Source organism: Pseudomonas sp. Irchel s3h14, from assembly GCF_900187425.1.
Lineage (GTDB): Bacteria > Pseudomonadota > Gammaproteobacteria > Pseudomonadales > Pseudomonadaceae > Aquipseudomonas.
Map to the genome: position 1 here is coordinate 45661 of NZ_FYDJ01000022.1, position 23634 is coordinate 69294.

Genomic DNA, 23634 nt, shown 5'->3' on the forward strand with positions numbered 1-23634 from the left:
AAACGATCAAACGGTCTACGCTCATCCACATTGTGTCGGGGTTACTTCCCTGCGCACTGATGGAGGGCACCATCATGATCCGTCTGTTAACCGCTTTTATGCTGCTAGCGCTCAGCATCCCGGCGCAGGCCGGGGTGACGCCATTCCCTGCTGCCTTTCGGACTCAGGACATCCCGGTCGAAGGCGTCACGCTGCATGTGCGCGTCGGCGGCAAGGGGCCCGCCGTGGTGCTGCTGCATGGCTTCGGCGACACCGGCGACATGTGGGCGCCACTGGCCGCCGATCTGGCCAAGGATCACACCGTCGTCGTGCCGGACCTTCGCGGCATGGGCTTGTCGTCGATCCCGGACAGCGGCTACGACAAGAAGACCCAGGCCGGCGACATCCGTGCGTTGTTGGCAGTGCTGGGTATCGAACAATCGGTGGTCATCGGCCACGACATCGGCACCATGGTCGCCTTCGCCTACGCCTCGCGTTATCCGCAACTGACCGATCGCCTGGTGGTGATGGATGCGCCTGTGCCGGGCATTCCCCCTTGGAACGACATTGTCCGCTCACCAATGCTGTGGCACTTCGACTTCGGCGGACCGGATGCCGAACGCCTGGTCGCCGGTCGGGAGCGCATCTACCTGGACCGGTTCTGGAACGAGTTCGCGGGCGACCCCACCAAGGTGGATGAAGCCACCCGTCAGCATTACGCCAAACTTTATGCCCGACCCGGGGCCATGCACGCAGCCTTCGCCCAGTTCCGCAGCATTCGTCAGGACGCGGTGGACAACGAAGCGTCGATGGCAACGCGGCTGACGATGCCGGTGCTGGCCGTCGGTGGGGAAAAATCCTTTGGGGAAAATGAAGCGATCGTGATGCGCAATGCAGCGGACACGGTGACCCAAGTGGTGATTCCGGGGGCGGGACATTGGCTGATGGAGGAAGCGCCAACGCAGACCATTCGAGCGATTCGCGAGTTTATCGCGCAGTAATGCAACTCGTACTGTGTAGCAGCTGGCGAAGCCTGCGTTCGGCTGCGAAGCAGTCGTGATGTCAGGCAACGCGGTGATTCAGGAAAACCGTGTGTTCAGGTTTTACGACTGCTGCGCAGCCGAACGCAGGCTTCGCCAGCTGCTACACAGTACGGGGCGCAACTGATCTATTTGTTCGGCTCGTCAGGAACGCAACACGCCGATCGCACGCCGATATTTTTCAATGCGTTCCAGGTCTTCCCACGACGGCTGCGCGATCCGCGACAGATCGCTGTTCTCTTCAAGGTCCGCCAGTTTCACCACCCGGCCTATCGGGTTCTGCGCCGCGCGTTCGACGAAGGCTTCATAGGACTCACCCGCCACTTTGGTCACCGACTCGATGGCCGTCAGAACGGCTTCGCTGAAGCCTTCCTTGCGCAGGTCATCAAGGCTGATGCCACAGTCCTCGACCACGTCATGCAGCACTGCGACGATGCGTTCTTCCAGCGTCGTGACCCGCAACATGACTTTCAGCGGATGCAGGATGTAAGGACTACCGCCCTTGTCGACCTGCCCCTCATGCGCAGCGGCGGCGATGGCAATGGCGCGTTCCAGTGTTTGAGTCATCTCGCAGCTCCCAGGCTTGAATGCCTTAGCGGTCGTTGGGTTAGCTCAACACAAAGCCTTCCTCAAGCGCTGAGGCGACAATATCTTGAGCAGGCACGTTGATCCAGGTTGCAGCATCGATTTCGCCCACTGACGCAAGCCAGCGGCCAACCATCTGATAACCGAGCGTATAGCCAAGCCATTTCGGGTGAGCACCAACACCGAAAAACCACTCGCTGTGATTGTAGTGCGTGGACTCAAGGGTCTTCAGGTCTGCCGGGGAGCGAAGCAGATCGGCATCGGTAACGGCACACTCCCAAGGCTCTGGGTCGCTGCCGAGCAAATGCCGGACAAACTGTCCGGCAAGTCCCTCACTGACCAAGGCTTCACCTAAGGTCCAACCGTAGCCAGGCCCCGCCATGCGCAAGCAATGATGAACCTCATGGATGATTTGTCGATGCAGCGTGCCCGTGCGCAGGCTCGGCAACAAATTCGGGTTGTCTGGATCGATGGTCATCGAGAACATTGAGCTTCGATAAGCTCGCCCCACGAGGCCCATCTCAGGAATGGTCTCGCCAGGGAGCCGCTGGATCAACACATCAAGTCGCGGAGGCGTAATCAGACGGGAGACTGTCTTGTAAGCGGCGTCAAATTCACCGGTCAAATCGGAGCGAAGTTCGCCAAGGCTCCCCGAGGCTTCCAGCCAATGCAGTGTCCATGCGTCCATTCTTACCTCTGAAAAACTGTCACGAAGCCTAAAAACTCAGCCCAACAGATGCTGTGAGATGAGTTTGGAAATCTCGACCATCGACGTCCTCCCAGTGAATTCAAACTTCACTCTGCCCAGCGCCGAGAAGTAGATTTCCAGCTCAGAATCCAGGTCGAAGGTGCCCGAGGTTTCCACGGAGTAAGCGACGATGTTTTTGTAAGGCAATGAAGTGAAGTCTTTTTTGCTGCCGGTGATGCCTTGCACGTTGACCGCAATAATTCGTTTGTTGGTAAACACCACGCCGTCGCGCATGGATTTATAGGCATCAATGACCTGCTCGCCGTCCAGCAGCAGCGCGGTGACTCGCTCCGCGTACTCGTTGTTTTGCTTGAGTTTGAAAAAGCCTTTGTTGTTGAAATCGATCATCCGCCATCCCCTTCCTTAACGAGTGTTCCCTGGATTGCCAGCGCGTGGCGCGGCGAGCATACCATCGGGCCTGCGCTTTTTGCTCCCCCTCCCACAGCGGATCTGAAAAACCAATGGAACCCCGCGCCTCATCGCGTTTTCGAAACCCTATCAGCGCTGATCTTTGATCAAACAAGGCGCCATTGGAGAGGAAATCCCGATGAACAGTAGACTGCTGTTTCTGCTTGCCAGCCTGAGTCCCACCCTGGTCATGGCTGAAGGCTGTGACGTGCTGACCCGCTCTCAAAGCCCTTCCGTGCCGGTGGTCGAAACGCATAGCTGTTATGAGTACGAAGGCATGCCAGTGGGCTCCATCGATTGGTCATGCAGCAACGAGAGCAATGACATGCTGACCAGCACCAAGAAAAAAGTCGAACAATGCGCCGATCATTCTCAGGCCACTTGCATCGCCACGTTGACGCAAGAATCGCTGGCCAATCCTCACTCCACCAGCAAGGACAAGAGCAGCACATCGCTGAATATTCCGAACAATGCCAAGGTCACTACGTATTACTACGGCGCTGAGCATTTGAGTCAGGCGAAAATTGATTGCGAGTCGGGTGGTGGTCACTGGAAAGCGCAGTAGCCGCTCAAGAACGCAAAAGCGCCTTCACCATCGGAATGCAAGCGAGTTGCAGGCCCGAGGGCGAATGGTAAATAGCCGTCTGTTCACCGACGAAACCGCATCGCCGGTAGAAGTCAGCAGCGTTCAACGTAGCATCCAGATTAACTTCCTCCAGCCCCAGATCCCGCGCCAGGCACTCAAGATAATCCAGAATGCGCTTGCCAATGCCCCGCTGCATAAAACCTGGCAGGACAAAGATCGCGCCGATTTCACGCCTCTCCAGATCAAGCATGCCTGTCGCCACAGGTTCTCCCTGAATACACCCCAGATAGAAGCGTTTTTCCATCAGGTCGCAATATCCGTCCTCGGCGGCCCCTGCCGTCCAGATGTCCATTTGCTGCGAGGTATAGGCGCCGATGCATTGATGCCGTATCGCTTGACGGCGAATGTCGAATGCCGCCCGGCAATCGCCGTGATGGGCTCGTTTGATCTCTAACATTTCAAACTCCGTTAGCCATCGGCGGACGGAAACTAAAAAGCCCCGTCCATTTCTGGCGGGGCCTTGGTTAATACGTCAGGTTCTAAGCACGCATGACCTCATGGCCCGCCGGAAGCGGTCATGGAGGAATACATCATGTACGTGCGAGGTGTGTAGATCATGGGCAGATAGTGTTGTTCGAGAAGTGGGTTGTCAATCTTGTGCCCCAAGCAGCGCTGGTTAACCCTTAACAGCCGCTTCAATCGCAGCGATGTCGATCTTTCCCATCTCCATCATGGCGTCGAACGCGCGCTTGGCCGCTGCTTGATCAGGATTGGCTATCGCGGCGGTCAGAACGCGTGGTGTGATCTGCCATGATAATCCCCACTTGTCCTGGCACCACCCGCATACGTTTTCCTGGCCGCCATTTCCGACAATCACGTTCCACAAGCGGTCCGTTTCGGCTTGGTCGTCGGTCGCCACCTGGAACGAAAAAGCCTCGTTGTGCTTGATCGCCGAGCCTCCGTTCAGTCCGAGGCAAGGGATGCCCATCACCGTGAACTCGACCGTCAAGACATCACCCTGCTTGCCCGCCGGATAGTCGCCGGGCGCGCGAAGGACAGCTCCCACAGCGCTGTCCGGGAACGTTTCGGCGTAGAACGTCGCAGCGTCCAGCGCGGTGCCGTCGTACCACAGACAAATCGTGTTTTTGCTGATCATCTTGGTTCTCCAGAATCGGAACGGGGACCTGCATTTTAGCAGCGCATTCAGCGGGACGGCTTTGGCAACTGGCGTTACCCTGGTCTGCCAACTTCAGTAGCTGCTCCGCATCGGAGGCGATAACATCCCGGCCTCGCATGGAGTGTGCGAACACATACTCAAAGGATGAACACATGAGCCGCGCCGACCACATCTGCCTGATGGCGACCTATAACCAATGGATGAACGCAAAGATCTATGGGGCAACCAGGTGCTTGTCCGATGATGAGCTCTCAGCCGATAGGAAAGCGTTCTTCAAGTCTATTCTCGGGACGCTAAACCACGTGGCAATCGGAGACACTGTGTGGCTAAAGCGATTCGCCAAGCATCCAGCGGACCACACGGCACTGGAGCCGGTGAGGCAACTTTCCGATCCGGAAAGCCTCGACCAATTGTTGTTCTCTACTGTGCCAGAGCTCTCAGTGCATCGAGAGAGACTCGATCAGATAATCGTCGAATGGGCTCACTCTATTACAGAGTCCGATCTAGACCACACTCTCCATTACGCCAGCATGAACGGTGTAGTGTCCGATAAGAATTTTTACAGCCTTGTCATGCATTTTTTTAACCATCAAACCCATCACCGTGGCCAGGTTACTACCCTGCTTTCACAGGCTGGTATTGACATAGTTGATACAGATTTAGTCTTTCTCATTCCATCCCAATCCTGCGTATAAAAGCGACAGCTCTGGTTGCTCCTGACAGTCGTTGTCCGGTACTGCCCCTTCAGCCTGGGAACTCTTTTCGTGCACCTTGAAGGTAGAAAACCCCAAGCAATCACCTAAGCTCTAAAGGGAGATTTTGCGCTGCTACAAATTGATAGCACCACACTATGGAACGCGCTCCATTAATGCGATTTCCATGGACTGAAATCCAAGTCATTTGGCCTCAATCGAACCGCGAATCCAGCCGGTAGCCATCCACCCAAAAGGAGCCTCTCATGTTCAAGCCCGGTCACCTGAACCGTACTAATGCTCCTGGCACTCCCGGAGTCCCGGAATACAACATTGATGTCTTCTATGAAGTCCGCCGCGACCCCAAGGAAGGCATGCTGATGCACTTCAAGATGGACGGAGCGGTATCAGGTAAAAGCTTCACTGAAGAATTCGATATGCACCGCGACACGGCCTTCAACTTTGCCAGCCGCGTGGCAAAGGCTGCGGCCAAGCATGGAGTGCCCGCCAATGCCAGTCTGATCATGCGCGGGCACAAGGAATACGACGCGATGTTCGAGGATATTCGCGACAAACTCGGCGTCCAACCGGGCGATCCAGTCAATCTGGATAACGCTGAGAAAGACCGTCGCTGAGTGACGCCAATGCCACTCAGCGCGCCCCATCCACCGGATGGATCACGAGGTAGCTGTCGACGGCATCGTCGATGGTTGGAAAGAACGCCGATTCGCCAAGCCGTGCGAACAGCCCGAATCGCTTCAGCTTGTCCTTGACCGGGTCCTTCATCTCGGCCACGCACAACTTGATGCCCGCCGCGTGCAAGGTGTCGTCCAGTTCAGCCAACACGTCGGCAGAGGTCACGTCCACACTGGTGACGGGTTCGGCCGCAACGACCAACCAGCGCACGGGCGTAGGCGATGTCGCCACTGCGGCAAGCACTCGGTCATTGAACAGTTCGGCGTTGGCGAAAAACAACGGCGCATCCCAGCGAAACAGCACCAGGCCGGGGATAAGGCTCGCGTCGGGATAGCGCTGGATGTCGTGGTAGCCCTTGACCCCCTTGGCTTGCCCCAGCACCGCGGAATACGGCCGCCAGCCATCCCACAGAAATTCGATCACGGCGATCACGATGGCCAGCCCGATGCCCTCGATCGCACCGAACACAGCCACGCCGACGGTGCAGACGATCGACAACCAGAACTCCCAGCGCTGGATGCGATAAATGCGTCGCAGGTCGGCGACTTCAATCAGGCCGATGGCCGACGCGATCACGACCGCTGCCAGTGCGCTGCTGGGCAAACTCTGCAACAGGTTCGGCGCCACCATCAGCAATAAGGCAACGGCCAATGCGCCGACGACCCCTGTCAACTGGGTTTTGGCGCCTGCGGCTTCGGCCACGGGGGTGCGTGACGAACTGCTGCTGATTGGAAAGCCCTGGAAAAATCCAGCCGCCAGATTGGCAAAACCGAGCCCTGCCATCTCCTGGTTCGGGTCCACGTAGGTACGGGTTCGCGCCGCATAGACACGCGAGAGCACGCTGGTGTCGGCGAACGACACCAGGGCGACGGCAAAACCGCCGATGAGCACCGGGACAATATCGGCTTGGGTGATCCAGGGGATGGCGAACGCAGGTAAACCTTGTGGAAGAGCACCGAGGACCGACACACCCGCGCGCGTGCCAAGGTCCAGCACACCGACGGCGACGGTCGCGCCTGCCACGGCGATCAAGATGCCCGGCACGCGCTTGAAGCCCTTGAGCAGCAGGATCACGACCAAGGTGGCTGCGCCGATAATAAACGCGGTCCAGTTGGTCTTTCCTTCCATCACCGCGGTGGCGATAGCCCATATGTTTCTCAGCGGGCCGTCGGACTCAATCGAAAAACCGAAAAACTTGGGTAGTTGGCTGATCAAAACCGTCAGCGCGATGCCGTTCATGTACCCGTAGCGGATCGGCTTGGACAGCAACTCCGTAATGAAGCCCAAACGCATGATGCCCGCCAGGATGCACACGGTGCCTGAAACGATCGCCATCATGCCCGCAAGGGCGATGGCGCGATGCGGGTCGCCGCCCGACAGGGGCAGGACGACTGCCAGGATAACGGCGGCCAGTGAGGAATCCGGGCCCAGCACCAGAATCCGGCTAGGCCCGAACAATGCGTAAGCGAGTAGCGGAACGATGGTCGCGTAGAGGCCATAGATGCCGGGTACGCCCGATGCCACGGCGTAAGCGATGCCGACGGGTACCAACATCGTGGTGAGTACCAGCCCGGCCATGATGTCGTGACGCAACCAGGCAACCTGATATCCGCGCAGCGTGCGAAGTCCAGGAAGCCAACGGCTCCAGCCGGTTTCGTCGCCGGTATCGCGGCGTGCAATCCGGCCCGGTTCCGGGACGGGAGGCGAAGAATCCGAATCGCTCATAAAGCTGTGGCCTATAGGTGTGCAGCGCAGATTCGCTTAAACGTGCCCGTCAGAATTTTTCGGGCACTCGCCGGTGCGGATAATCCGGGTCGCGATAGCCGCCTGGCTTCTGCCGTTTGGGCAATATCACCTCCTCGCGCGGTACATCCTTGTACGGGATGCGGCTGAGCAAATCGGAGATGATGTTAAGGCGCGCCCGCCGTTTGTCGTTGGAATTGGCCACCAGCCATGGGGCATGATCGGTGTCAGTCGCCTTGAACATGTCGTCACGGGCACGTGAATAGTCATACCAGCGGCTGTATGACTTGAGATCCATTGGGGTCAGTTTCCAGACTTTTCGTCCATCCTTGATGCGCTCCTGAAGCCGGCGGGTCTGCTCGTCTTCGCTGACTTCCAGCCAATACTTGAGCAGGATCACGCCCGAGTCGACGATTGCACGCTCCACCAGAGGCGTTGTCTTCAGGAAACTGGCAACCTGCTGTTTAGTGCAGAAACCCATCACCCGCTCGACGCCCGCCCGGTTGTACCAACTGCGATCGAAGATCACCACTTCGCCAGCCGCGGGCAGGTACGGCAGGTAACGCTGGACATACATCTGGCTTTTCTCTCGATCACTCGGCGCCGTTAGCGCCACCACCCGAAAGACACGCGGGCTGACGCGCTCGGTGATCGCCTTGATCGTCCCGCCCTTGCCCGCGCCATCGCGCCCCTCGAAGACGATGCAGAGCTTGATGCCCTTGGCTTTTACCCACTCCTGTAACTTGACCAGTTCGACGTGCAGGGTGCGCAGTTGCTCAAGGTAATCCTTGCTCTTCAGCTTCGGGTTTTCAGCAGATTTACTCTTAGGGGCTTTTTTCTTGTCCTTTGCCATGACCAAGACCTCATAGATGCCAGTCGCCAATAGGTATTCAGCGTAGGTTGCTTTCAACTCACCCGCCGAGCGCGATGATCGCTGTGATCAGTACAGCGCCGATGACGGCCGTCACAAGACCGCCTTGCCACGGTTTTGCGCCGGCGTACTTCGAGAGCATCCAACCGGCGATAAACAGCACCCCGAGTCCGACCAGGTTAGACATGCGCACGGCGAGCGCTGTCTGATCGAGCAACAGAAACGGCACCACAAGCGGGAATGTCGATAGCACCACCAACAGGAAAACGCCGACAGCGCCCCTGAAATCATCCCAGCCGAGGCGCGGCTGTACCGGCATGGATGAATACTCGACCAGGCGGCGACGCAACGATTCCAGCTCTTCAGGGCCCGCCGCTGCTGCGAGGCGCGGGGGCAACGCCTCGGCAATCAGCGCTTGCCCGGCGGCTGCATCCGTCGCACCGAGCAGGTTGGTGCGAAGCGTACGGTTGCGTGTCCGTTCGATCAGGGTTCGCAGTAAATACATCACGGCGTCCGCAAGTCCCCAGGCGAGGTTACAACCCAGCGCGGCAATCATCATCGTGCGTTCCGCCTCCTGGCCAGACGTGGCCACGCTGATGGTTCCGGTGAAGGTCATTGCCATCAGCAGGCCAAAGATGACCTCCGTGACACGATCGACCGGATCAAGTACCCGGGCCCGTTTTTGCTCTCCAGTGCTTTGCATGCGCTCATCCTCACCACGGCTGCGTCAGCGTGGTCCTGGTTTTCAGCCGTGCCAGGATGGCCAAGACCCAGCATCCGCAAGCACATCGAACAGCTTAGTTCAGACTTGACCTGTCACCACGCAATGCATCGACAACGACTAAGCTTTTTCGATTGAGCCTTGTTTCCCAAGGAGATCTCCATGAGCACCGCGCCCCTGTCCGAACTCGATGCCGCCCTGCCCGGTCTGGCCCGCAAGATCCGCGTGCTGGATGCCCTGGCCTGGCCGGAGGGGGTCGAGGAAGTATTCCTGACACGTTGGCGCGCCGGGCAGGCAGAACTGCCCAGGGTTGAACTGCGCCCGCGCGACCACAGCACCGACATCGCCGCCCTCGAAGCCTTTATCGGCCGCTGCGATGAGGGTCATCCGGCCGGGCGCCACCTCGCCATGACGGCGCGCAGCTATGCCACGGCCGGGCTCATGCTCGGTGCCATCGGCACGCCCGCTTTTACGCAGTATTCGTCAGCGCTGTACCGACGCCCGGACTTCTACTACTCGCGCCTGAAACTGAGCATGCTGGACGCGGCCCAATTCTTCCTCAAGACCACCGACGCCCTTCTGGGCGGTGCGCGGATTCCACCGTGCCCGGCAGAAATCCCGGCCGAGGTCTTCGCCGCCTGGATGCAGCCGGAACTCGACCGCTTCTTCGGACCAGGCCGGATCACCGTCGTGCTCGATCCGACTCTGGCCGCCAAGGCCATCGCCGGGGCGAGTCGCATCCGCCTGCGGGCCAGCGCCCTGTTCTCGGAACTGGACAAGAACCAGCTGTTGCAACATGAGGCCTTCGTGCATGTCGCCACGGCACAAAACGGCGCGCTGCAACCCAACCTGAAAAGCCTGGGCCTGGGGGCGCCACGCACGACCCAGACTCAGGAGGGCATCGCCACCCTGGCCGAGCTGTTCACCGGCAGCATGGACATCAACCGCCTGCGCCGCCTCGCCCTGCGCGTGCTCGCGGTCCAGCAGGCGCTGGATGGCGCCGATTTCATTCAGGTGTTCGAAGGTTTTCTCGCGGCCGGACAGTCGCAAGAGGAGTCCTTCCGCTCGACCCAGCGGGTGTTCCGCGGCGCCGACCTGCGCGGCGGATCGGCGTTCACCAAGGATGCCGCCTACCTGACCGGATTGCTCGGCGTGCATACCCTGTTGCGCATCGCGATTCGCGACAACCGGCCGGAACTGGTGGGCCATTTGTTCGCCGGGCGCCTCAGTCTGGGCGATACCGTGCGCCTGGCCCCACTCTTCGAGTCCGGCTGGCTGCGGGGGCCGGTCCATGTCCCGGCCTGGGCCTCCGACCTGCGTCTACTCGCCGCCAACCTGGCCTTCTCCGCTTTTATTTCCCGGATCAAGCTGGATGTACTCGATCTGGAGGTGCTCATGGCCTTCGCCGACGAGCATGAAGCCGATGCCAGCGCCTAGCGTTTAAAGGGAGAGCCATCGAACCAAACGCTCTGCATCAGTTATTTATACTCAAATGCCAGCTTAATAATATTTTACCGATACCAGGGTGATCCCTAGTCTTGACCCCAAGAAATGGCAGGCCGTTACCGACCTAAATCCAACTTCGAAGGGTATTGAGATGACCACTGAAAAAATAAAAACAGATACGCTGATTGTTGGCGCCGGTCAGGCTGGCGTGGCCATGAGTGAACACCTGAGCAAACTCGGCGTACCGCACCTGGTGCTGGAGCGCAACCGTATCGCCGAGCGCTGGCGCACCGGCCGTTGGGATTCGTTGGTGGCCAACGGTCCGGCCTGGCACGACCGTTTTCCCGGTCTCGATTTCGACGACCTCAGCCCCGACGACTTTGCCCCGAAAGAGCGGGTTGCCGACTACTTCGAAGCCTACGCCAAGAAATTCAACGCTCCCATCCGCACCGGCGTGGACGTGCTGAAGGTTGAGCGCAATGTCGGTCGCCCGGGCTTCACCATTGAAACCTCTGAAGGCGTGATCGAGGCCAACCGCGTGGTGGCTGCCACCGGGCCATTCCAGCGCCCGGTTATCCCGCCGATTGCGCCAAAAGATCAGCCATTCCTGCAGATCCACTCCGCCGACTATCGCAACCCGGCGCAACTGCCCGAAGGCGCGGTTCTGGTGGTCGGTGCCGGCTCGTCGGGCGTGCAAATCGCCGATGAATTGCAGCGTGCCGGCAAGAAGGTTTACCTCTCGGTGGGTGCACACGATCGCCCTCCTCGCGCCTATCGCAACCGTGATTTCTGCTGGTGGCTGGGTGTGCTGGGCGAATGGGATCAGGCGGCCATGAAACCCGGCCGGGAACACGTCACCATCGCTGTGAGCGGTGCGCATGGCGGCCGCACGGTGGACTTCCGTGGTCTCGCCCATCGCGGCATGACGCTGGTGGGTTTGACCCAATCGTTCAATGGCGGCGTAGCGACTTTTCAACCGAACCTTGCCGACAACCTGGCTCGCGGCGACGAAAACTATCTGGCGCTGCTCAATGCCGCCGATGCCTACATCGAACGCAACGGCCTGGACCTGCCGGAAGAGCCTGAAGCGCGCATTACCTTTTCCGATCCGGACTGCGTGACTAACCCGATTCTTGAACTCGACTTGGCCAAGGCCGGCGTGACCTCGATCATCTGGGCCACCGGTTTTGCCACGGATTACAGCTGGCTCAAGGTTGATGCCTTCGACGACAACGGCAAGCCGGCGCATCAGCGCGGCGTGTCGAGCGAAGCTGGCGTGTATTTCCTCGGCCTGCCTTGGCAGTCCCGTCGCGGGTCTTCGTTCATCTGGGGCGTTTGGCATGACGCCAAGTATGTGGCTGATCACATCGCCATCCAGCGTTCCTACCTCGACTACCACGATGCCGCGCAGCGCGAGGCTGAAACCGTCCCGGCCGCCCATAAAGCAACTGTCAGCGCTTGAGCCATTTTTCTTTAGGAGCTTCAAATGTCCACGCCAACCCATACCCGCATTCGCATGTTCAACACCAAGGAAACCTACCCGAACCAGAGCCTGGACAATGACCTGTGCCAAGCGGTCCGCGCTGGCAACACCGTTTACGTTCGCGGTCAGGTCGGCACCGATTTCGAAGGCAACCTGGTAGGCCTCGGCGACCCGCGTGCGCAAACCGAGCAAGCCATGCGCAACGTCAAGCAGTTGCTGGAAGAAGCCGGCAGCGACCTCAGCCACATCGTGAAAACCACCACTTACCTGATCGATCCGCGGTATCGCGAGCCGGTGTATCAGGAAGTGGGCAAGTGGCTTAAAGGGGTGTTTCCGATCTCGACCGGGTTGGTGGTTTCGGCGCTGGGGCAACCGCAGTGGTTGATGGAGATTGATGTGATTGCGGTGATTCCTGAGTAAGCAGGTTCACCGCGTCGCGGCCATCGCGAGCAAGCTTTGCTCCTACAGCGGATCTTCAGTGCGACGACTATCCCGTAGGAGCAGAGCTTGCTCGCGATGAGGCCAGCACAGACACCACCTCAGCCAAGGCAAACCAAGGAGCAAAACCATGACCTTCTCCATCGCAGCACGTTGCCCCGAAACCGGTCAGTTCGGCATTGCGATCAGTTCCTCCAGCATCGCCGTCGGCGCCCGCTGCCCCTGGCTGCTGCCGGGTGTCGGCGCCGTTTCCACACAAAACATCACCCTGCCGTCCCTTGGCCCGGAAGCCCTTGCCCTCATGGAACAAGGCCTCACGCCTGCTGAAGCACTGGACAAAGTTCTGACCCGCAACGGCTACAGCCAATACCGCCAGATCACCGCGATTGACCACCTCGGCCAAACCGCACACTTCAGCGGTTCGCAAACCCTCGGCAACCACCACGCCGTGTCCGGCGATCAATGCGTCGCTGCCGGCAACATGCTCGCAGACCGTTCAGTGATCGAAGCGATGGTCGAGGCATTCGAGCATGGCGAGGGCCAACTGACTGACCGCCTGCTCGCGGCCATGAAAGCGGCAATCGCAGCAGGCGGCGAAGCCGGGCCAGTGCATTCGGCGGCGGTGGTGGTGGTCGGCGAGCTGACCTGGCCGATCATCAACCTGCGGGTGGATTGGGCGGATCACGATCCAATCGGTCAATTGGAGAAACTCTGGGACGCCTATCGCCCACAGGTTCAGGACTACATCGACCGCGCCCTGGCCCCCGACAAGTCCCCTGGCTACGGCGTCGCCGGAGACGACCGATGAGCAACAGCCTCGATTTGCTGAAAACGTTGGTGGCGTTCGACACCACGAGCCGCGAATCAAACCTGCACCTCATCGAGTTCGTCCGCGACTACCTCGAACGCTTCGACGTGCCTTGCGAGCTGGTCTACAACGAGCAGCGCAGCAAGGCCAATCTGTTCGCAACCATTGGCCCGGCGGACCGGCCGGGCATCGTGCTGTCGGGGCACACCGATGTGGTGCCCGTCGACGGCCAGCCGTGGACCGTTGCGCCGTTCGAGCTCACCGAGCGCGACGGCAAGCTGTACGGTCGCGGCACGGCGGACATGAAAGGCTACATTGCCTGCGTACTCGCGTTGGTTCCGTCGCTGGTGAACGCCACGCTGCGGCTGCCGGTACACATCGCGCTTTCGTATGATGAGGAAGTCGGCTGCCTCGGTGTGCGTTCGTTGCTGTCGGAATTGGAAAAGCGCCCGGTCAAACCGATGCTCTGCATCATTGGCGAACCGACCGAGCTCAAACCGGTGCTGGGCCATAAAGGCAAACTGGCGATGCGTTGCGACATTCACGGTGAAGCGTGCCATTCGGCGTACGCACCGCTTGGGGTCAATGCGATTGAATACGCCGCTGAACTGATCGGTGAACTGGGGCGGATTGGCAATCGGCTCAAAGCGCCGGAGCATCACGACGCGCGATTCGATCCGCCGTTCAGCACGGTGCAAACCGGCGTGATTTCCGGCGGAAAGGCCTTGAACATCGTCCCCGCCGATTGCCGTTTCGACTTCGAAATCCGTGCCCTGCCCTCGCATGATCCGAGTGAGGTTGCGCAAGAGCTGAAGGCCTATGCCGAACAACAAGTGTTGCCGCGCATGCGTGCGGTGAGTGAACAGAGCGAGATACGATTTAGCGAGTTGTCGGCGTATCCCGGTTTGGCGACTGATGCGCACAGCGAAGCCGCTGAGTTGATTGCTGCGTTCTCAGGCTCCCGAGAGTTCGGCACCGTGGCGTTCGGAACCGAGGGAGGCCTATTCGACGCCGCAGGCATTCCCACCGTCGTCTGCGGCCCCGGCAGCATGGATCAAGGCCACAAACCCGACGAATTCGTCAGCCTCGAACAATTGAACAGCTGCGACGCCATGCTCCATCGAATGCTGCAATCAATCAGCGAATAGCAAAGATTTTGAACCCCCCAAAATCCCCTGTGGGAGCGGCGGTGCGACGATTCGACTTGCTCGCGAAGGCGGAGTGTCAGACAACATCATTGTCGACTGACACTCCGCCTTCGCGAGCAAGTCGAATCGTCGCACCGCCGCTCCCACAGGGTTTTCACCGTTCCCACTGACATACATTTTTTAGCGTCTATACCCACAAACTTACTAATTTATCTCTCACTCCCCACCGCACATCATCAACTCCAACAAGAAAAGCGTCGCCCCCGTGCAGCGCTCACCGAAGTACGTCCACGTACTCACTTTTGCCTTGGAGTCCGTCATGGTTACCGCAGCAACAACCTCCGTCCCGCTCATCGAAAAACACACCATCGGCTACGTGCCGCCCGAAGATCGCCACGGCAAAACCCGCGACCTGTTCACCCTCTGGTTCGGCGGCAACATCGCGCCGCTGCCCATCGTCACCGGCGCTCTCGGCGTGCAAATGTTTCACCTGAACCTGGTGTGGGGCATCGTCGCGATCCTCGTTGGCCACCTGGTCGGCGGCGTGCTGATGGCGCTGCACTCGGCGCAAGGCCCGCAGATGGGCATTCCGCAAATGATCCAGAGCCGCGCCCAGTTCGGCTCGCTCGGCGCGCTGCTGGTGGTGCTGATCGCCGGCATCATGTACATCGGCTTCTTCGCCTCCAACATCGTCCTCGCCGGCAAATCCCTGCACGGCGTGGTCGACAGCGTGCCGGTGCCCGTCGGCATCGTCATCGGCGCCCTCGGTTCGGGCATCATTGGCATCATCGGCTACCGCTTCATCCACGTACTCAACCGCATCGGCACCTGGGTGCTCGGCGCCGGCATCGTGCTGGGCTTCGGCTACATCTTCACCCACGTACAAACCGCCGACTTCCTCACCCGCGGCAGCTTCAACATCTCCGGCTGGCTCGCCACCGTCTCCCTCGCCGCGCTCTGGCAAATCGCCTTCGCACCGTACGTCTCCGATTACTCGCGCTACCTGCCAGCCAACGTGCCCGTGGCCGCAACCTTCTGGACCACTTACCTGGGCACCGTGCTCGGCTCCAGCCTCTCGTTCATCTTCGGCGCCGTCGCCGTCCTCGCCACACCCGTCGGCATGGACACCATGGACGCCGTCAAACTCGCCACCGGCTCCATCGGCCCACTGATGCTCGTGCTGTTCCTGCTCAGCGTCATCAGCCACAACGCCCTCAACCTCTACGGCGCCGTGCTGTCGCTGATCACCCTGGTCCAAACCTTCGCCTACCGCTGGATCCCGACAGCCAAAAGCCGCGCCGTCCTCTCGGTCATCGTCCTCGCCGCCTGCTGCTTCGCCGCCGTCGGCGCCTCCGCCAACTTCATCGGCCACTTCGTCGACATGGTGCTGGTGCTGCTCGTGGTGCTGGTGCCGTGGACCGCGATCAACCTGATCGACTTCTATGCGATTCACAAAGGTCAGTACGACATCGGCTCGATCTTCAAGGTGGATGGCGGGATCTATGGCCGGTACAACCCGCAGGCGTTGTTGGCGTATGCGATCGGGATTGTGGTGCAGATTCCCTTCATGAACACGCCGCTTTACGTCGGCCCCATCTCCGAACACATCAACGGCGCAGACCTGTCCTGGCTTGTCGGCCTGCTGATCACCTCCCCGCTCTACTACTGGCTAGCCAACCGCGACACCGCCTACAAGCGCCGCCTCTCAACCGGAAAACTCGCCAACAGCCTATAACTGAAGCGCACCACAATCCCTGTAGGAGCCAGGCTTGCCGGCGAAGACGTCCTCAAAAACGCCATCGCCCGCAAGCCATTTCCCTTGCCATCACCATCCCTTTTGTAGGAGCTGTCGAGTGAAACGAGGCTGCGATCTTTTGATCTTAAGCTCGCAAGAAACCCAAAATTTAATGAACCCCGCCCACCCCCAATCACCTAACTGAATGACTATCAGGAGGGTGACCAATGCAAACCGAAACCATCTGGATCGTACTCGCCGCAATACTTGTGCTGGTCGAGTTATGGGCAATCAACAAAGTGCGAAAAGCCGAAGGCAAATCCAGCAACAAACTCGTATGGATGGTGGTAATCGTGTTGGTACCGCTATTCGGGCTGATAGCGTGGGCACTGGCGGGACCGAAACACACCGATCACAACCCGCACTCACCGCAGGCCAGACAATGAAGCTGGATGTTGTGCGGTAAGGATTTTGGAACTGCGAAATCACAAACAACAAAGCCCCGATGATTCGGGGCTTTGTTGTTTGTGACCACCTATTACCTGATCGGCGGAGCGGCCACAGCCTGTGATCTTTTTATTTCAGCTCCGAAAATCTTGTAGGAAACCACCCATTGTGGCGAGGGAGCTTGCTCCCGCTGGGCGGCGAAGCCGCCCCAAACCCTGCCGAACTGTTAAACCACACCCAAACCCTGTAGCAGCTGGCGAAGCCTGCGTTCGGCTGCGCAGCAGCCGTAAATCCAGCGTGCAGGGCTAACCTGACACACCGCGACTTCTGATCTCGCGACTGCTACGCAGCCGAACGCAGGCTGCGCCAGCTGCTACAAAACCCAATCCGTCGTCCTACATGCCCGTTTACAGACACCAAAGCCGCCGCATATAGTTCGCCCCGTCGCTGACAGCAGTTAGCGGCAGGGTTTCGCAGCCCTAAAAAGAAGACACCAAGTACCGCCAGCCACAACACAGCCGATTTCCGACTGTGAATTGGTTATGACGGTTGTGATTCATCTTTCTAGGACTAAAACCATGACAACCCAAAACCCGCCCCGCCGCTTCACCCCCATGTCCCAATTCGCCACCGACTACCCCGTCCTCCTCATCGACAGCGACGCCCCACTCCGCGAACTCCACAACTGCGTCAGCGAACGCCTCAGCGCCGTCCTCAAGTACCTCAACCTCATGGCCTGCACCAGCCTCCCCGACTACGCCGAAAACGACATCAACACCGTCACCAACATCGCCCGGATTATGATCCAGGATGTGAGCGATGTGTTTCGGGTGATTGAGCAGCGTGGGTTTGATACCCCCAAAGGCCAGTGATCGAATTTCAGCCAAAAAAAACCCGCATTAATGCGGGTTTTTTATTACTTGATCATATGTTCAGCGAGTCGCTAGTCCAGTGTGCGTTCGGGTTCAAAGCCTGCTGGCGATTTCCTTCCAGATGTAGGCGTAGTTGTATTTCAGCCAGCGAACCAGCACTTTATCGAACTGCCGGCGAAACCAATTACGTTCTCTTGCTACCAGCCTTTCCTCTATCGATTCTCTAAGTATGTCGGGATCGAAGCCCGTCCATACTGGGGGCACCGCGGCCACCAGATTGGTGAAACACACCGGTGCGACTTCTGAATAGAGGATTTCGTACAATATGTCGGGGTCGACGCCTCTGACCTTGCTCGCTACAAAGTCATATTCGACTGGGAAATCGTTGAATGGCTCGGAGAGTGCGGCTCTGACCTTTGTCAGTTGTGGTTCAGTCAGAAGATGTCCCAATGTGTGAATTCCTCCAGCTCTTCATCCAGTGAACTCGCCACTGCTTCGCCTGCGACACCACCGGCGACTGTCCCAGCCAAGACAACCGCAATTGCGCAAATGGGCATGGCAGGGCCGCAAAACGTGCTGACGCCCATCCCCGCGAGGATACCGCCCAACGCACCCGCACCAACGATGATGCCTTGGCGCGCCGCTTCTTTGGGTTTGTTTTCAGCATCCAATATTTGATAGGTCGCCAGAGCGGCGGTCACCAGAACGCCGAGCTTGCCCATGATCAGCATTTTTTTGGTGCCGGTCGTGAATTTGGCATTATCACGGCCCGAGGATTCCAGAATGGTGTAGTGGACCTTATTTTTTTCTACTTCTGAAAGGCTGTCGTAACCCTTTTGGAATAGGCCTTCAGCGTACATATCTAAGAGCGTTTTGAGCCCCTTTCCTTCCTTTTTCTTCCTTTGGACGATAGCCAAACCCTGCGCAGAGGTGAGTTTGCGATGTTCCATCATGATTTTGTTTCGCATCTCATGACTGAACTTCACACCTTCTTGCGCAGTAATCTTTCCAGCTTTCACGTCATCCCGAGTTTGCTGAGACATGCGATTGATGTTCCTGGTGTAGCTTGCCCTGACTTTTTCATCAGAGATGGCATCCAGAGAAAACCTCAGGGCAGTGCCCTCCATCAGCTCTAACGCCCTATCGAGGGGCGAGTCTTGCAAGGCGTGCTCACGCTGAACGACATAGCTGCCGGTGACAATGTACGGCTCTGTCATAGGATGGTCCTTATCCTAGAATTTGGTTCAATAGGCTCTCGGTAAGCGAGGGCGCCTCTGCGGATGCTGGCTCTTCAAACTTGAGCATCACGCACGTCGTGCCCGACGGGTTCGAAAATCTAACAGCGTTGTCCTTATCGAATACGCCGGGGAGCGATGAGCCGTCCTCAAAGTGTGCGGAGCACGATAAGCCCTCATAGCTTTCTTCAGCAGGGATTCTGAAGCCGATCCAGCTCGCGTAACCCGCCAACAACGAGGGAGGAACAAACTCGCAGGCTGCATGGGTACTGCCAATTATCACCGTCCCCGACCCGCCAACTACAACGCCGCCGTGGGTACCACCAGTGTCGATGGTTGCGGCATTCTTGCCGTTGATGAAAACAGTCGAAGACAGCCCTGATGAAAGCGCACTGCCGCACGTGCAGGTGTCGCCTTGCCGTGCTGCGGAAAGTCCCTCGAAAAACACGTCGGGAGAGCCTACCGCAATGGGATTAGTACCGTGCCCCGGCAACGGGCAACTGTATGGATCACTCTTACGCGCTGCTGGCTTAGCCACTATGACCTCCTGTCAAATCCGTGTGAGCGTCGTAACCTACCAGATCAGATCGCCCAATAGAAATCTCCGTGGTGATGGGCGCATGCAATGATCAGCGCTCAGCGCCTGCATGAACGATTTAGCCAATCTGTTGCATCGACCGGTTGAATCCACAGCCGAAAGCGGCCCCATCACTGCCCCCATCAGAAGTTTGCAGGAGTATTCGCACTAATAATCTCCGCCTCATCCGCCCCAATATTCCGAAACCGATGCGGCAGCGTCGTCGGAAAGTAATACCCATCCCCAGCATTCAGCACACTAATCTGCCCATCAACCGTCAACTCAACCGTCCCCCGCGTAACCAACCCACACTCCTCCCCTTCCGAGTGCACAATCGGCTCTTCCCCCGAACTCGCACCAGGCGCGTATTGCTCGCGCAACAGCCGCATCTGCCGACTCGGCACCGAAGCCCCGATCAGCAACAACCGCAACCCATGGCGCCCAAGATCCGGCTGTTCATTAGCCCGGAACACGTATTGATGCTCGCGTGGCGGTTGGTCGAAGGTAAAGAAGTCCGCCAAAGACATAGGAATGCCTTCGAGCAGTTTTTTGAGGGAGCTGACGGAGGGACTGACGCGATTTTGTTCGATCAGGGAGATGGTGGCATTGGTGACGCCGCTACGCCGGGCCAGCTCGCGCTGGGAGAGTTTGTAGCTTTCGCGTACTAATTTGAGTCGTGAGCCCGTGTCCATGACAGCCTTATGCGAGGAATACTTAAGGGTTATGGGGGTGGATGGCGGGCGACTTTTGGCCGCGAAAACACCGCTTCCCTGTCCCGGAAATTTGAAAGGCGGGTATTAAATCACGTTTGGTGGTGTTGCTCAGCAGGTTCGATAAATGGTTGGGTAAAAAGGTTGTTTCGACCTGAAGTTGGGTGGTTTGGCTGTGGAAAGTGTAGGTGCGATTACTGGTTGGCATTGATAGTGACTGGTATGGCCTCATCGCGAGCAAGCTCGGCTCCTACGGGGTAGTGGTGTGTCAGGCAAGATCAATGTTGACAGTGCCGCCGTCTTCGCGGGCAAGCCCGCTCCCACATTTGGCCGGTGGTGTTTTTGGAATCTGTGTATGGCGCCGAATGGTGGTGATTGGGATGGCCTCTTCGCGAGCAGGCTCGCTCCCACAGTTTGGTTCTGGTTGGTCACGGATTTTTTGTGCGCCATACATCTCCTGTAGGAGCCGAGCTTGCTCGCGATGGCGGTGTGTCAGGCGACATCAATGTTGACTGTGCCGCCGTCATCGCGAGCAAGCTCGGCTCCTACAGGGGTTGTGTCGCTTAGATGCCGAACCGGTCGCGCAGCGCGTAGTACGCGGCGCCCATGGCAGTGAGTGGGGCCTGGAAGGTGCGGCCGCCGATCATGGGCATGTGTGGGAGCGAAGCGAAGGCGTCGAAGCGTTCGGCATCGCCGCGGATCATTTCCGAGATGAGTTTGCCGGCCAGGTGCGAGCAGGTGACGCCGTGGCCGCTGTAGCCTTGCATGTAGTAGGCGTTTTTCTCGATGCGGCCGAATTGTGGCATGCGGGACATGGTCAGCAGGAAGTTGCCGGTCCAGCGGTAGTCGATTTTCACGTCCTTCAGTTGCGGGAAGGTCTTGAGGATTTTCGGCTTGATCAGTTGTTCGATGTCGTCCGGTTCGCGGGCGCCGTAGACCACGCCGCCGCCGTACAGCAGGCGGTTGTCGGCGGTGAGGCGGTAGTAGTCGAGCAGGTAATTGCAGTCTTCGACGCAGTAGTTGTTTTTGATCAGACTGCGCGCAACCTTCTCGGACAACGGTTCGGTGACGACGATTTGCGAACCGCAGGGCATGCTTTTGCGCGTGACGCGGTTGTCGAGGTCTTGCGGCAAATAGGCGTTGCCGGCGATCAGCAGGTACTTGGCGCGGACCACGCCTTTGGCGGTGCGCACGGTGATCGGTTCGCCGTAGGTGATTTCCACTGCGGCCGATTGTTCGTAGATTTTGCCGCCCAGGCCGATGATGGCCGAGGCTTCGCCGAGGGCCAGGTTCAGCGGGTGGATGTGGCCGCCCTGCATGTCCAGCAGGCCGCCGACGTAGTTGTCGCAACCCACTTCGCGCTTGATGTCCGCCGCGTCGAGCATTTTCAGGTTTTTGTTGCCGTAGCGTTCCCAGCTGCTTTTCTGCTCGGCCAGGCCTTTGAGCTGCTTTTTGTTCAGCGCGGCGAAGATGCCGCCCGGGCGGTAGTCGCACTGGATGTCGTAGTGTTGTATGCGCTGACGGATGATGTCAGCGCCTTCGAAAATCATGCTGCCGAGGACTTCGGCAGTTTTGTCGCCGTAGCGTTCTTCGATGACATCGACGTCACGGCTGTAGGAGTTGACCAACTGACCGCCGTTGCGACCGCTGGCGCCGAAACCGACTTTGGCGGCTTCGAGCACGGTCACGCTGTAGCCCGCTTCGGCGAGGAACAGGGCCGAGGACAAACCGGTGTAGCCGGCGCCGATCACGCAGACGTCGCAGTCCACCGCTTGTTCCAGCACCGGGAAGTCGCCGGTGAAGTTGCGGGTGGCGGCGTAGTAGCTGTTTACATGCTTTTGTTTAACAGAGTCTTGTTTCATAGGTTTCTCCGATGGCCGCTGGCACCTGCCGGCGACCGCCGTTGTAGAGGTGTTAGAGCTTGATCCAGGTCGCTTTGAGTTCGGTGTATTTGTCGAACGCGTGCAGCGATTTGTCCCGACCGTTACCCGACTGCTTGTACCCGCCGAACGGCGCGGTCATGTCGCCGCCGTCGTACTGGTTGACCCAGACGCTGCCGGCGCGCAAGCCACGCGCGAAGGTGTGGGCCTTGCAGAGGTTGCTGGTCCAGACGCCTGCGGCCAGGCCGAAGATGCTGTCGTTGGCAATCGCCAGCGCTTCTTCCTCGGTGTCGAACGTGATCAGCGACAGCACCGGGCCGAAGATTTCTTCCCGGGCGATGGTCATGGCGTTGGTCACGCCGTCGAAAATCGCCGGTTCCACGTACAGGCCACCGGTGGCTTCGAGGGTGCGGCTGCCGCCGGCGATCAGATGCGCGCCCTGGTCTTTGCCGATCTGGATGTAGCGCAGCACGTTGTCCAGTTGACGCTGATCGACGACTGCGCCGACGGTGGTTTCCGGATCGAGTGCGTGCCCCGGCTTCCAGGCTTGCAGCGCTTCCACCAGCAGCGGAATGAACTGCTCGCGAATCGAACGCTCCACCAGCAAGCGCGAGCCGGCGGTGCAGACTTCGCCCTGGTTGAAGGCAATCGCACCGGCCGCCGCTTGTGCTGCCGCGCGCAGATCCGGCGCGTCGGCGAACACAACGTTCGGGCTCTTTCCCCCTGCTTCGAGCCATACGCGTTTCATGTTGCTTTGCCCGGCGTAGATCATCAGTTGCTTGGCAATCGTGGTCGAGCCGGTGAAGGCCAGCACGTCGACATCCATGTGCAACGCCAGCGCCTTGCCGACGGTGTGACCGTAGCCCGGCAGGACGTTGAACACGCCTTTCGGGATGCCGGCATCCAGCGCCAGTTGGGCGATGCGGATGGCGGTCAGTGGCGACTTTTCCGAAGGCTTGAGGATGAACGAGTTGCCGGCCGCGAGGGCTGGGGCGAACTTCCAACTGGCCATGATCAGCGGGAAGTTCCACGGCACGATGGCGGCGACCACACCGGCAGGTTCGCGGGTGATGAGGCCGAGTTGATCGTGGGGTGTGGCGGCGACTTCGTCGTAGATCTTGTCGATGGCTTCGGCGCTCCAGCGGATCGCGTTGGCGGTCGCCGGGATGTCGATGCTCATCGAGTCGTTGATCGGCTTGCCCATGTCGAGGGTTTCGAGCAGGGCGAGTTCTTCCTGGTTGGCCAGGATCAGGTCGGCGAAGCGAATCAGGATGCGCTTGCGTTCTGCAGGGGCGAGTTTGGCCCAGATGCCGGATTCGAAGGTGCGGCGCGCGACGGCGACGGCCGCATTGGCGTCGGCTTCGTCGGTGCTGGCGACGTTGGTCAGGAAGCGGCCGTCGACCGGGCTCATGCATTCAAAGGTGTCGCCGCTGAGTGCCGGGCAGTATTGGCCGTCGATGAATGCGCGGCCTTCGATGGTTAGGGACTGGAAGCGTTGTTCCCAGTCGCTGCGAGTGTTTGTCATGGTTGTGACTCGACGCAGAGGAATAAGTAGTTGTCGGAGAACCTGTAGGAGCCGAGCTTGCTTGCGATAGCGGCATATCAGGCG

26 protein-coding genes are annotated in these 23634 nt (G+C 59.0%); 12 read left to right on the forward strand and 14 right to left on the reverse strand.

From position 1 onward, the window contains the following. Window positions 1-74 precede the first annotated feature (74 nt). The gene (locus CKW16_RS27090) at window positions 75-980 is read left to right on the forward strand and encodes an alpha/beta fold hydrolase (RefSeq protein WP_095132190.1); all 906 of its coding nucleotides are present in this window, start codon (window positions 75-77) and stop codon (window positions 978-980) included. Between the two features lie 183 nt (window positions 981-1163). Here the strand turns inward: CKW16_RS27090 and CKW16_RS27095 are convergent, their stop codons facing one another. From CKW16_RS27095 to CKW16_RS27105, 3 genes are read right to left on the reverse strand one after another with little or no spacing between them, the layout of a single operon-like run. Further along, window positions 1164-1586, reverse strand: coding sequence for an HD domain-containing protein (locus CKW16_RS27095; RefSeq protein ID WP_095132192.1), 423 nt, complete (start codon window positions 1584-1586; stop codon window positions 1164-1166). A gap of 40 nt (window positions 1587-1626) precedes the next feature. Continuing rightward, window positions 1627-2292 carry a DUF2268 domain-containing putative Zn-dependent protease gene (locus CKW16_RS27100; protein ID WP_095132193.1) on the reverse strand — a complete coding sequence of 222 codons (666 nt, stop codon included), beginning with the start codon at window positions 2290-2292 and terminating at the stop codon, window positions 1627-1629. Between the two features lie 36 nt (window positions 2293-2328). After that, the gene (locus CKW16_RS27105) at window positions 2329-2700 is read right to left on the reverse strand and encodes a PH domain-containing protein (protein ID WP_046049313.1); all 372 of its coding nucleotides are present in this window, start codon (window positions 2698-2700) and stop codon (window positions 2329-2331) included. 199 nt (window positions 2701-2899) lie between these two features. Between CKW16_RS27105 and CKW16_RS27110 the strand changes: the two genes are divergently transcribed. After that, window positions 2900-3325, forward strand: a complete 426-nt coding sequence (locus CKW16_RS27110) for a hypothetical protein (protein WP_095132195.1) — start codon at window positions 2900-2902, stop codon at window positions 3323-3325. A 4-nt stretch (window positions 3326-3329) separates the two neighbouring features. Here the strand turns inward: CKW16_RS27110 and CKW16_RS27115 are convergent, their stop codons facing one another. Both CKW16_RS27115 and CKW16_RS27120 read right to left on the reverse strand, forming a co-directional pair. After that, complete coding sequence (locus CKW16_RS27115; RefSeq protein ID WP_095132196.1) at window positions 3330-3803, reverse strand: GNAT family N-acetyltransferase; 474 nt, start codon at window positions 3801-3803, stop codon at window positions 3330-3332. 219 nt (window positions 3804-4022) lie between these two features. Then, a complete protein-coding gene (locus CKW16_RS27120) occupies window positions 4023-4502 on the reverse strand; it encodes a VOC family protein (RefSeq protein WP_095132198.1) in 480 nt (159 codons plus the stop codon). Window positions 4503-4675: 173 nt separating this feature from the next. Between CKW16_RS27120 and CKW16_RS27125 the strand changes: the two genes are divergently transcribed. Both CKW16_RS27125 and CKW16_RS27130 read left to right on the forward strand, forming a co-directional pair. Further along, window positions 4676-5218, forward strand: coding sequence for a DinB family protein (locus CKW16_RS27125; RefSeq protein WP_095132199.1), 543 nt, complete (start codon window positions 4676-4678; stop codon window positions 5216-5218). Between the two features lie 263 nt (window positions 5219-5481). After that, window positions 5482-5850, forward strand: a complete 369-nt coding sequence (locus CKW16_RS27130; protein ID WP_095132201.1) for a DUF5064 family protein — start codon at window positions 5482-5484, stop codon at window positions 5848-5850. Between the two features lie 16 nt (window positions 5851-5866). Here CKW16_RS27130 and CKW16_RS27135 read toward each other — a convergent pair whose 3' ends face one another. Genes CKW16_RS27135 through CKW16_RS27145 form a run of 3 tightly spaced genes read right to left on the reverse strand, consistent with a single transcriptional unit; the run spans window position 5867 to window position 9228 of the window. Beyond that, window positions 5867-7636: a SulP family inorganic anion transporter gene (locus CKW16_RS27135; protein ID WP_095132203.1), complete on the reverse strand. Its 1770-nt coding sequence runs from the start codon at window positions 7634-7636 to the stop codon at window positions 5867-5869. A 49-nt stretch (window positions 7637-7685) separates the two neighbouring features. Continuing rightward, window positions 7686-8507: a polyphosphate kinase 2 gene (gene ppk2 / locus CKW16_RS27140; protein WP_095132265.1), complete on the reverse strand. Its 822-nt coding sequence runs from the start codon at window positions 8505-8507 to the stop codon at window positions 7686-7688. A 58-nt stretch (window positions 8508-8565) separates the two neighbouring features. Next, a complete protein-coding gene (locus CKW16_RS27145; RefSeq protein WP_095132205.1) occupies window positions 8566-9228 on the reverse strand; it encodes a hypothetical protein in 663 nt (220 codons plus the stop codon). A 180-nt stretch (window positions 9229-9408) separates the two neighbouring features. Between CKW16_RS27145 and CKW16_RS27150 the strand changes: the two genes are divergently transcribed. From CKW16_RS27150 to CKW16_RS27190, 8 genes are all read left to right on the forward strand, one after another. Continuing rightward, window positions 9409-10683: a flavohemoglobin expression-modulating QEGLA motif protein gene (locus CKW16_RS27150; RefSeq protein ID WP_095132207.1), complete on the forward strand. Its 1275-nt coding sequence runs from the start codon at window positions 9409-9411 to the stop codon at window positions 10681-10683. Window positions 10684-10843: 160 nt separating this feature from the next. Further along, window positions 10844-12154: an NAD(P)/FAD-dependent oxidoreductase gene (locus CKW16_RS27155; RefSeq protein ID WP_095132209.1), complete on the forward strand. Its 1311-nt coding sequence runs from the start codon at window positions 10844-10846 to the stop codon at window positions 12152-12154. 24 nt (window positions 12155-12178) lie between these two features. Then, the gene (locus CKW16_RS27160; RefSeq protein WP_008027166.1) at window positions 12179-12595 is read left to right on the forward strand and encodes a RidA family protein; all 417 of its coding nucleotides are present in this window, start codon (window positions 12179-12181) and stop codon (window positions 12593-12595) included. A 148-nt stretch (window positions 12596-12743) separates the two neighbouring features. Next, entirely contained in the window at window positions 12744-13421 is a 678-nt protein-coding gene (locus CKW16_RS27165) for a DUF1028 domain-containing protein (RefSeq protein ID WP_095132211.1), read from the forward strand. Further along, entirely contained in the window at window positions 13418-14569 is a 1152-nt protein-coding gene (argE, locus tag CKW16_RS27170) for an acetylornithine deacetylase (RefSeq protein ID WP_095132213.1), read from the forward strand. The genes CKW16_RS27165 and argE overlap by 4 nt, the downstream gene beginning before the upstream one ends. A gap of 319 nt (window positions 14570-14888) precedes the next feature. Then, on the forward strand, window positions 14889-16304 hold the full coding sequence (locus tag CKW16_RS27180; RefSeq protein WP_095132218.1) for a cytosine permease: 1416 nt from the start codon (window positions 14889-14891) through the stop codon (window positions 16302-16304). Window positions 16305-16531: 227 nt separating this feature from the next. Beyond that, window positions 16532-16750: a PLD nuclease N-terminal domain-containing protein gene (locus CKW16_RS27185; protein ID WP_095132220.1), complete on the forward strand. Its 219-nt coding sequence runs from the start codon at window positions 16532-16534 to the stop codon at window positions 16748-16750. Window positions 16751-17329: 579 nt separating this feature from the next. Beyond that, window positions 17330-17623: a fructose-bisphosphate aldolase gene (locus CKW16_RS27190; protein WP_095132223.1), complete on the forward strand. Its 294-nt coding sequence runs from the start codon at window positions 17330-17332 to the stop codon at window positions 17621-17623. A gap of 93 nt (window positions 17624-17716) precedes the next feature. Here CKW16_RS27190 and CKW16_RS27195 read toward each other — a convergent pair whose 3' ends face one another. The 6 genes from CKW16_RS27195 to CKW16_RS27220 all read right to left on the reverse strand — a co-directional run bounded on the left by CKW16_RS27195 (window position 17717) and on the right by CKW16_RS27220 (window position 23550). Beyond that, complete coding sequence (locus CKW16_RS27195) at window positions 17717-18073, reverse strand: hypothetical protein (protein WP_095132225.1); 357 nt, start codon at window positions 18071-18073, stop codon at window positions 17717-17719. Next, on the reverse strand, window positions 18058-18840 hold the full coding sequence (locus CKW16_RS27200; protein ID WP_095132227.1) for a hypothetical protein: 783 nt from the start codon (window positions 18838-18840) through the stop codon (window positions 18058-18060). Before CKW16_RS27200 ends, CKW16_RS27195 begins: the two co-directional genes overlap by 16 nt. A gap of 10 nt (window positions 18841-18850) precedes the next feature. Continuing rightward, window positions 18851-19396: a PAAR domain-containing protein gene (locus tag CKW16_RS27205; protein ID WP_095132228.1), complete on the reverse strand. Its 546-nt coding sequence runs from the start codon at window positions 19394-19396 to the stop codon at window positions 18851-18853. A 182-nt stretch (window positions 19397-19578) separates the two neighbouring features. Further along, a complete protein-coding gene (locus CKW16_RS27210) occupies window positions 19579-20127 on the reverse strand; it encodes a cupin domain-containing protein (RefSeq protein WP_007895886.1) in 549 nt (182 codons plus the stop codon). Window positions 20128-20708: 581 nt separating this feature from the next. Further along, window positions 20709-22007 (reverse strand): FAD-binding oxidoreductase, encoded by a 1299-nt coding sequence (locus tag CKW16_RS27215; RefSeq protein ID WP_095132230.1) that lies wholly within the window; start codon window positions 22005-22007, stop codon window positions 20709-20711. Window positions 22008-22059: 52 nt separating this feature from the next. Continuing rightward, window positions 22060-23550, reverse strand: coding sequence for an aldehyde dehydrogenase (locus tag CKW16_RS27220; protein ID WP_095132232.1), 1491 nt, complete (start codon window positions 23548-23550; stop codon window positions 22060-22062). Between the last annotated feature and the right edge of the window lie 84 nt (window positions 23551-23634).

What these genes read in the sequence shown, in the direction of transcription:
- CKW16_RS27220 (WP_095132232.1), bottom strand. Translation starts at nt 23,550, where the DNA reads ATGACAAACACTCGCAGCGACTGGGAACAACGCTTCCAGTCCCTAACC.
- CKW16_RS27145 (WP_095132205.1), bottom strand. Translation starts at nt 9,228, where the DNA reads ATGCAAAGCACTGGAGAGCAAAAACGGGCCCGGGTACTTGATCCGGTC.
- CKW16_RS27185 (WP_095132220.1), top strand. Translation starts at nt 16,532, where the DNA reads ATGCAAACCGAAACCATCTGGATCGTACTCGCCGCAATACTTGTGCTG.
- CKW16_RS27095 (WP_095132192.1), bottom strand. Translation starts at nt 1,586, where the DNA reads ATGACTCAAACACTGGAACGCGCCATTGCCATCGCCGCCGCTGCGCAT.
- CKW16_RS27100 (WP_095132193.1), bottom strand. Translation starts at nt 2,292, where the DNA reads ATGGACGCATGGACACTGCATTGGCTGGAAGCCTCGGGGAGCCTTGGC.
- argE (WP_095132213.1), top strand. Translation starts at nt 13,418, where the DNA reads ATGAGCAACAGCCTCGATTTGCTGAAAACGTTGGTGGCGTTCGACACC.
- CKW16_RS27200 (WP_095132227.1), bottom strand. Translation starts at nt 18,840, where the DNA reads ATGACAGAGCCGTACATTGTCACCGGCAGCTATGTCGTTCAGCGTGAG.
- CKW16_RS27105 (WP_046049313.1), bottom strand. Translation starts at nt 2,700, where the DNA reads ATGATCGATTTCAACAACAAAGGCTTTTTCAAACTCAAGCAAAACAAC.
- CKW16_RS27130 (WP_095132201.1), top strand. Translation starts at nt 5,482, where the DNA reads ATGTTCAAGCCCGGTCACCTGAACCGTACTAATGCTCCTGGCACTCCC.
- CKW16_RS27125 (WP_095132199.1), top strand. Translation starts at nt 4,676, where the DNA reads ATGAGCCGCGCCGACCACATCTGCCTGATGGCGACCTATAACCAATGG.
- CKW16_RS27190 (WP_095132223.1), top strand. Translation starts at nt 17,330, where the DNA reads ATGACAACCCAAAACCCGCCCCGCCGCTTCACCCCCATGTCCCAATTC.
- CKW16_RS27155 (WP_095132209.1), top strand. Translation starts at nt 10,844, where the DNA reads ATGACCACTGAAAAAATAAAAACAGATACGCTGATTGTTGGCGCCGGT.
- CKW16_RS27210 (WP_007895886.1), bottom strand. Translation starts at nt 20,127, where the DNA reads ATGGACACGGGCTCACGACTCAAATTAGTACGCGAAAGCTACAAACTC.
- CKW16_RS27090 (WP_095132190.1), top strand. Translation starts at nt 75, where the DNA reads ATGATCCGTCTGTTAACCGCTTTTATGCTGCTAGCGCTCAGCATCCCG.
- CKW16_RS27215 (WP_095132230.1), bottom strand. Translation starts at nt 22,007, where the DNA reads ATGAAACAAGACTCTGTTAAACAAAAGCATGTAAACAGCTACTACGCC.
- CKW16_RS27110 (WP_095132195.1), top strand. Translation starts at nt 2,900, where the DNA reads ATGAACAGTAGACTGCTGTTTCTGCTTGCCAGCCTGAGTCCCACCCTG.
- CKW16_RS27150 (WP_095132207.1), top strand. Translation starts at nt 9,409, where the DNA reads ATGAGCACCGCGCCCCTGTCCGAACTCGATGCCGCCCTGCCCGGTCTG.
- CKW16_RS27180 (WP_095132218.1), top strand. Translation starts at nt 14,889, where the DNA reads ATGGTTACCGCAGCAACAACCTCCGTCCCGCTCATCGAAAAACACACC.
- CKW16_RS27160 (WP_008027166.1), top strand. Translation starts at nt 12,179, where the DNA reads ATGTCCACGCCAACCCATACCCGCATTCGCATGTTCAACACCAAGGAA.
- CKW16_RS27165 (WP_095132211.1), top strand. Translation starts at nt 12,744, where the DNA reads ATGACCTTCTCCATCGCAGCACGTTGCCCCGAAACCGGTCAGTTCGGC.
- ppk2 (WP_095132265.1), bottom strand. Translation starts at nt 8,507, where the DNA reads ATGGCAAAGGACAAGAAAAAAGCCCCTAAGAGTAAATCTGCTGAAAAC.
- CKW16_RS27115 (WP_095132196.1), bottom strand. Translation starts at nt 3,803, where the DNA reads ATGTTAGAGATCAAACGAGCCCATCACGGCGATTGCCGGGCGGCATTC.
- CKW16_RS27135 (WP_095132203.1), bottom strand. Translation starts at nt 7,636, where the DNA reads ATGAGCGATTCGGATTCTTCGCCTCCCGTCCCGGAACCGGGCCGGATT.
- CKW16_RS27120 (WP_095132198.1), bottom strand. Translation starts at nt 4,502, where the DNA reads ATGATCAGCAAAAACACGATTTGTCTGTGGTACGACGGCACCGCGCTG.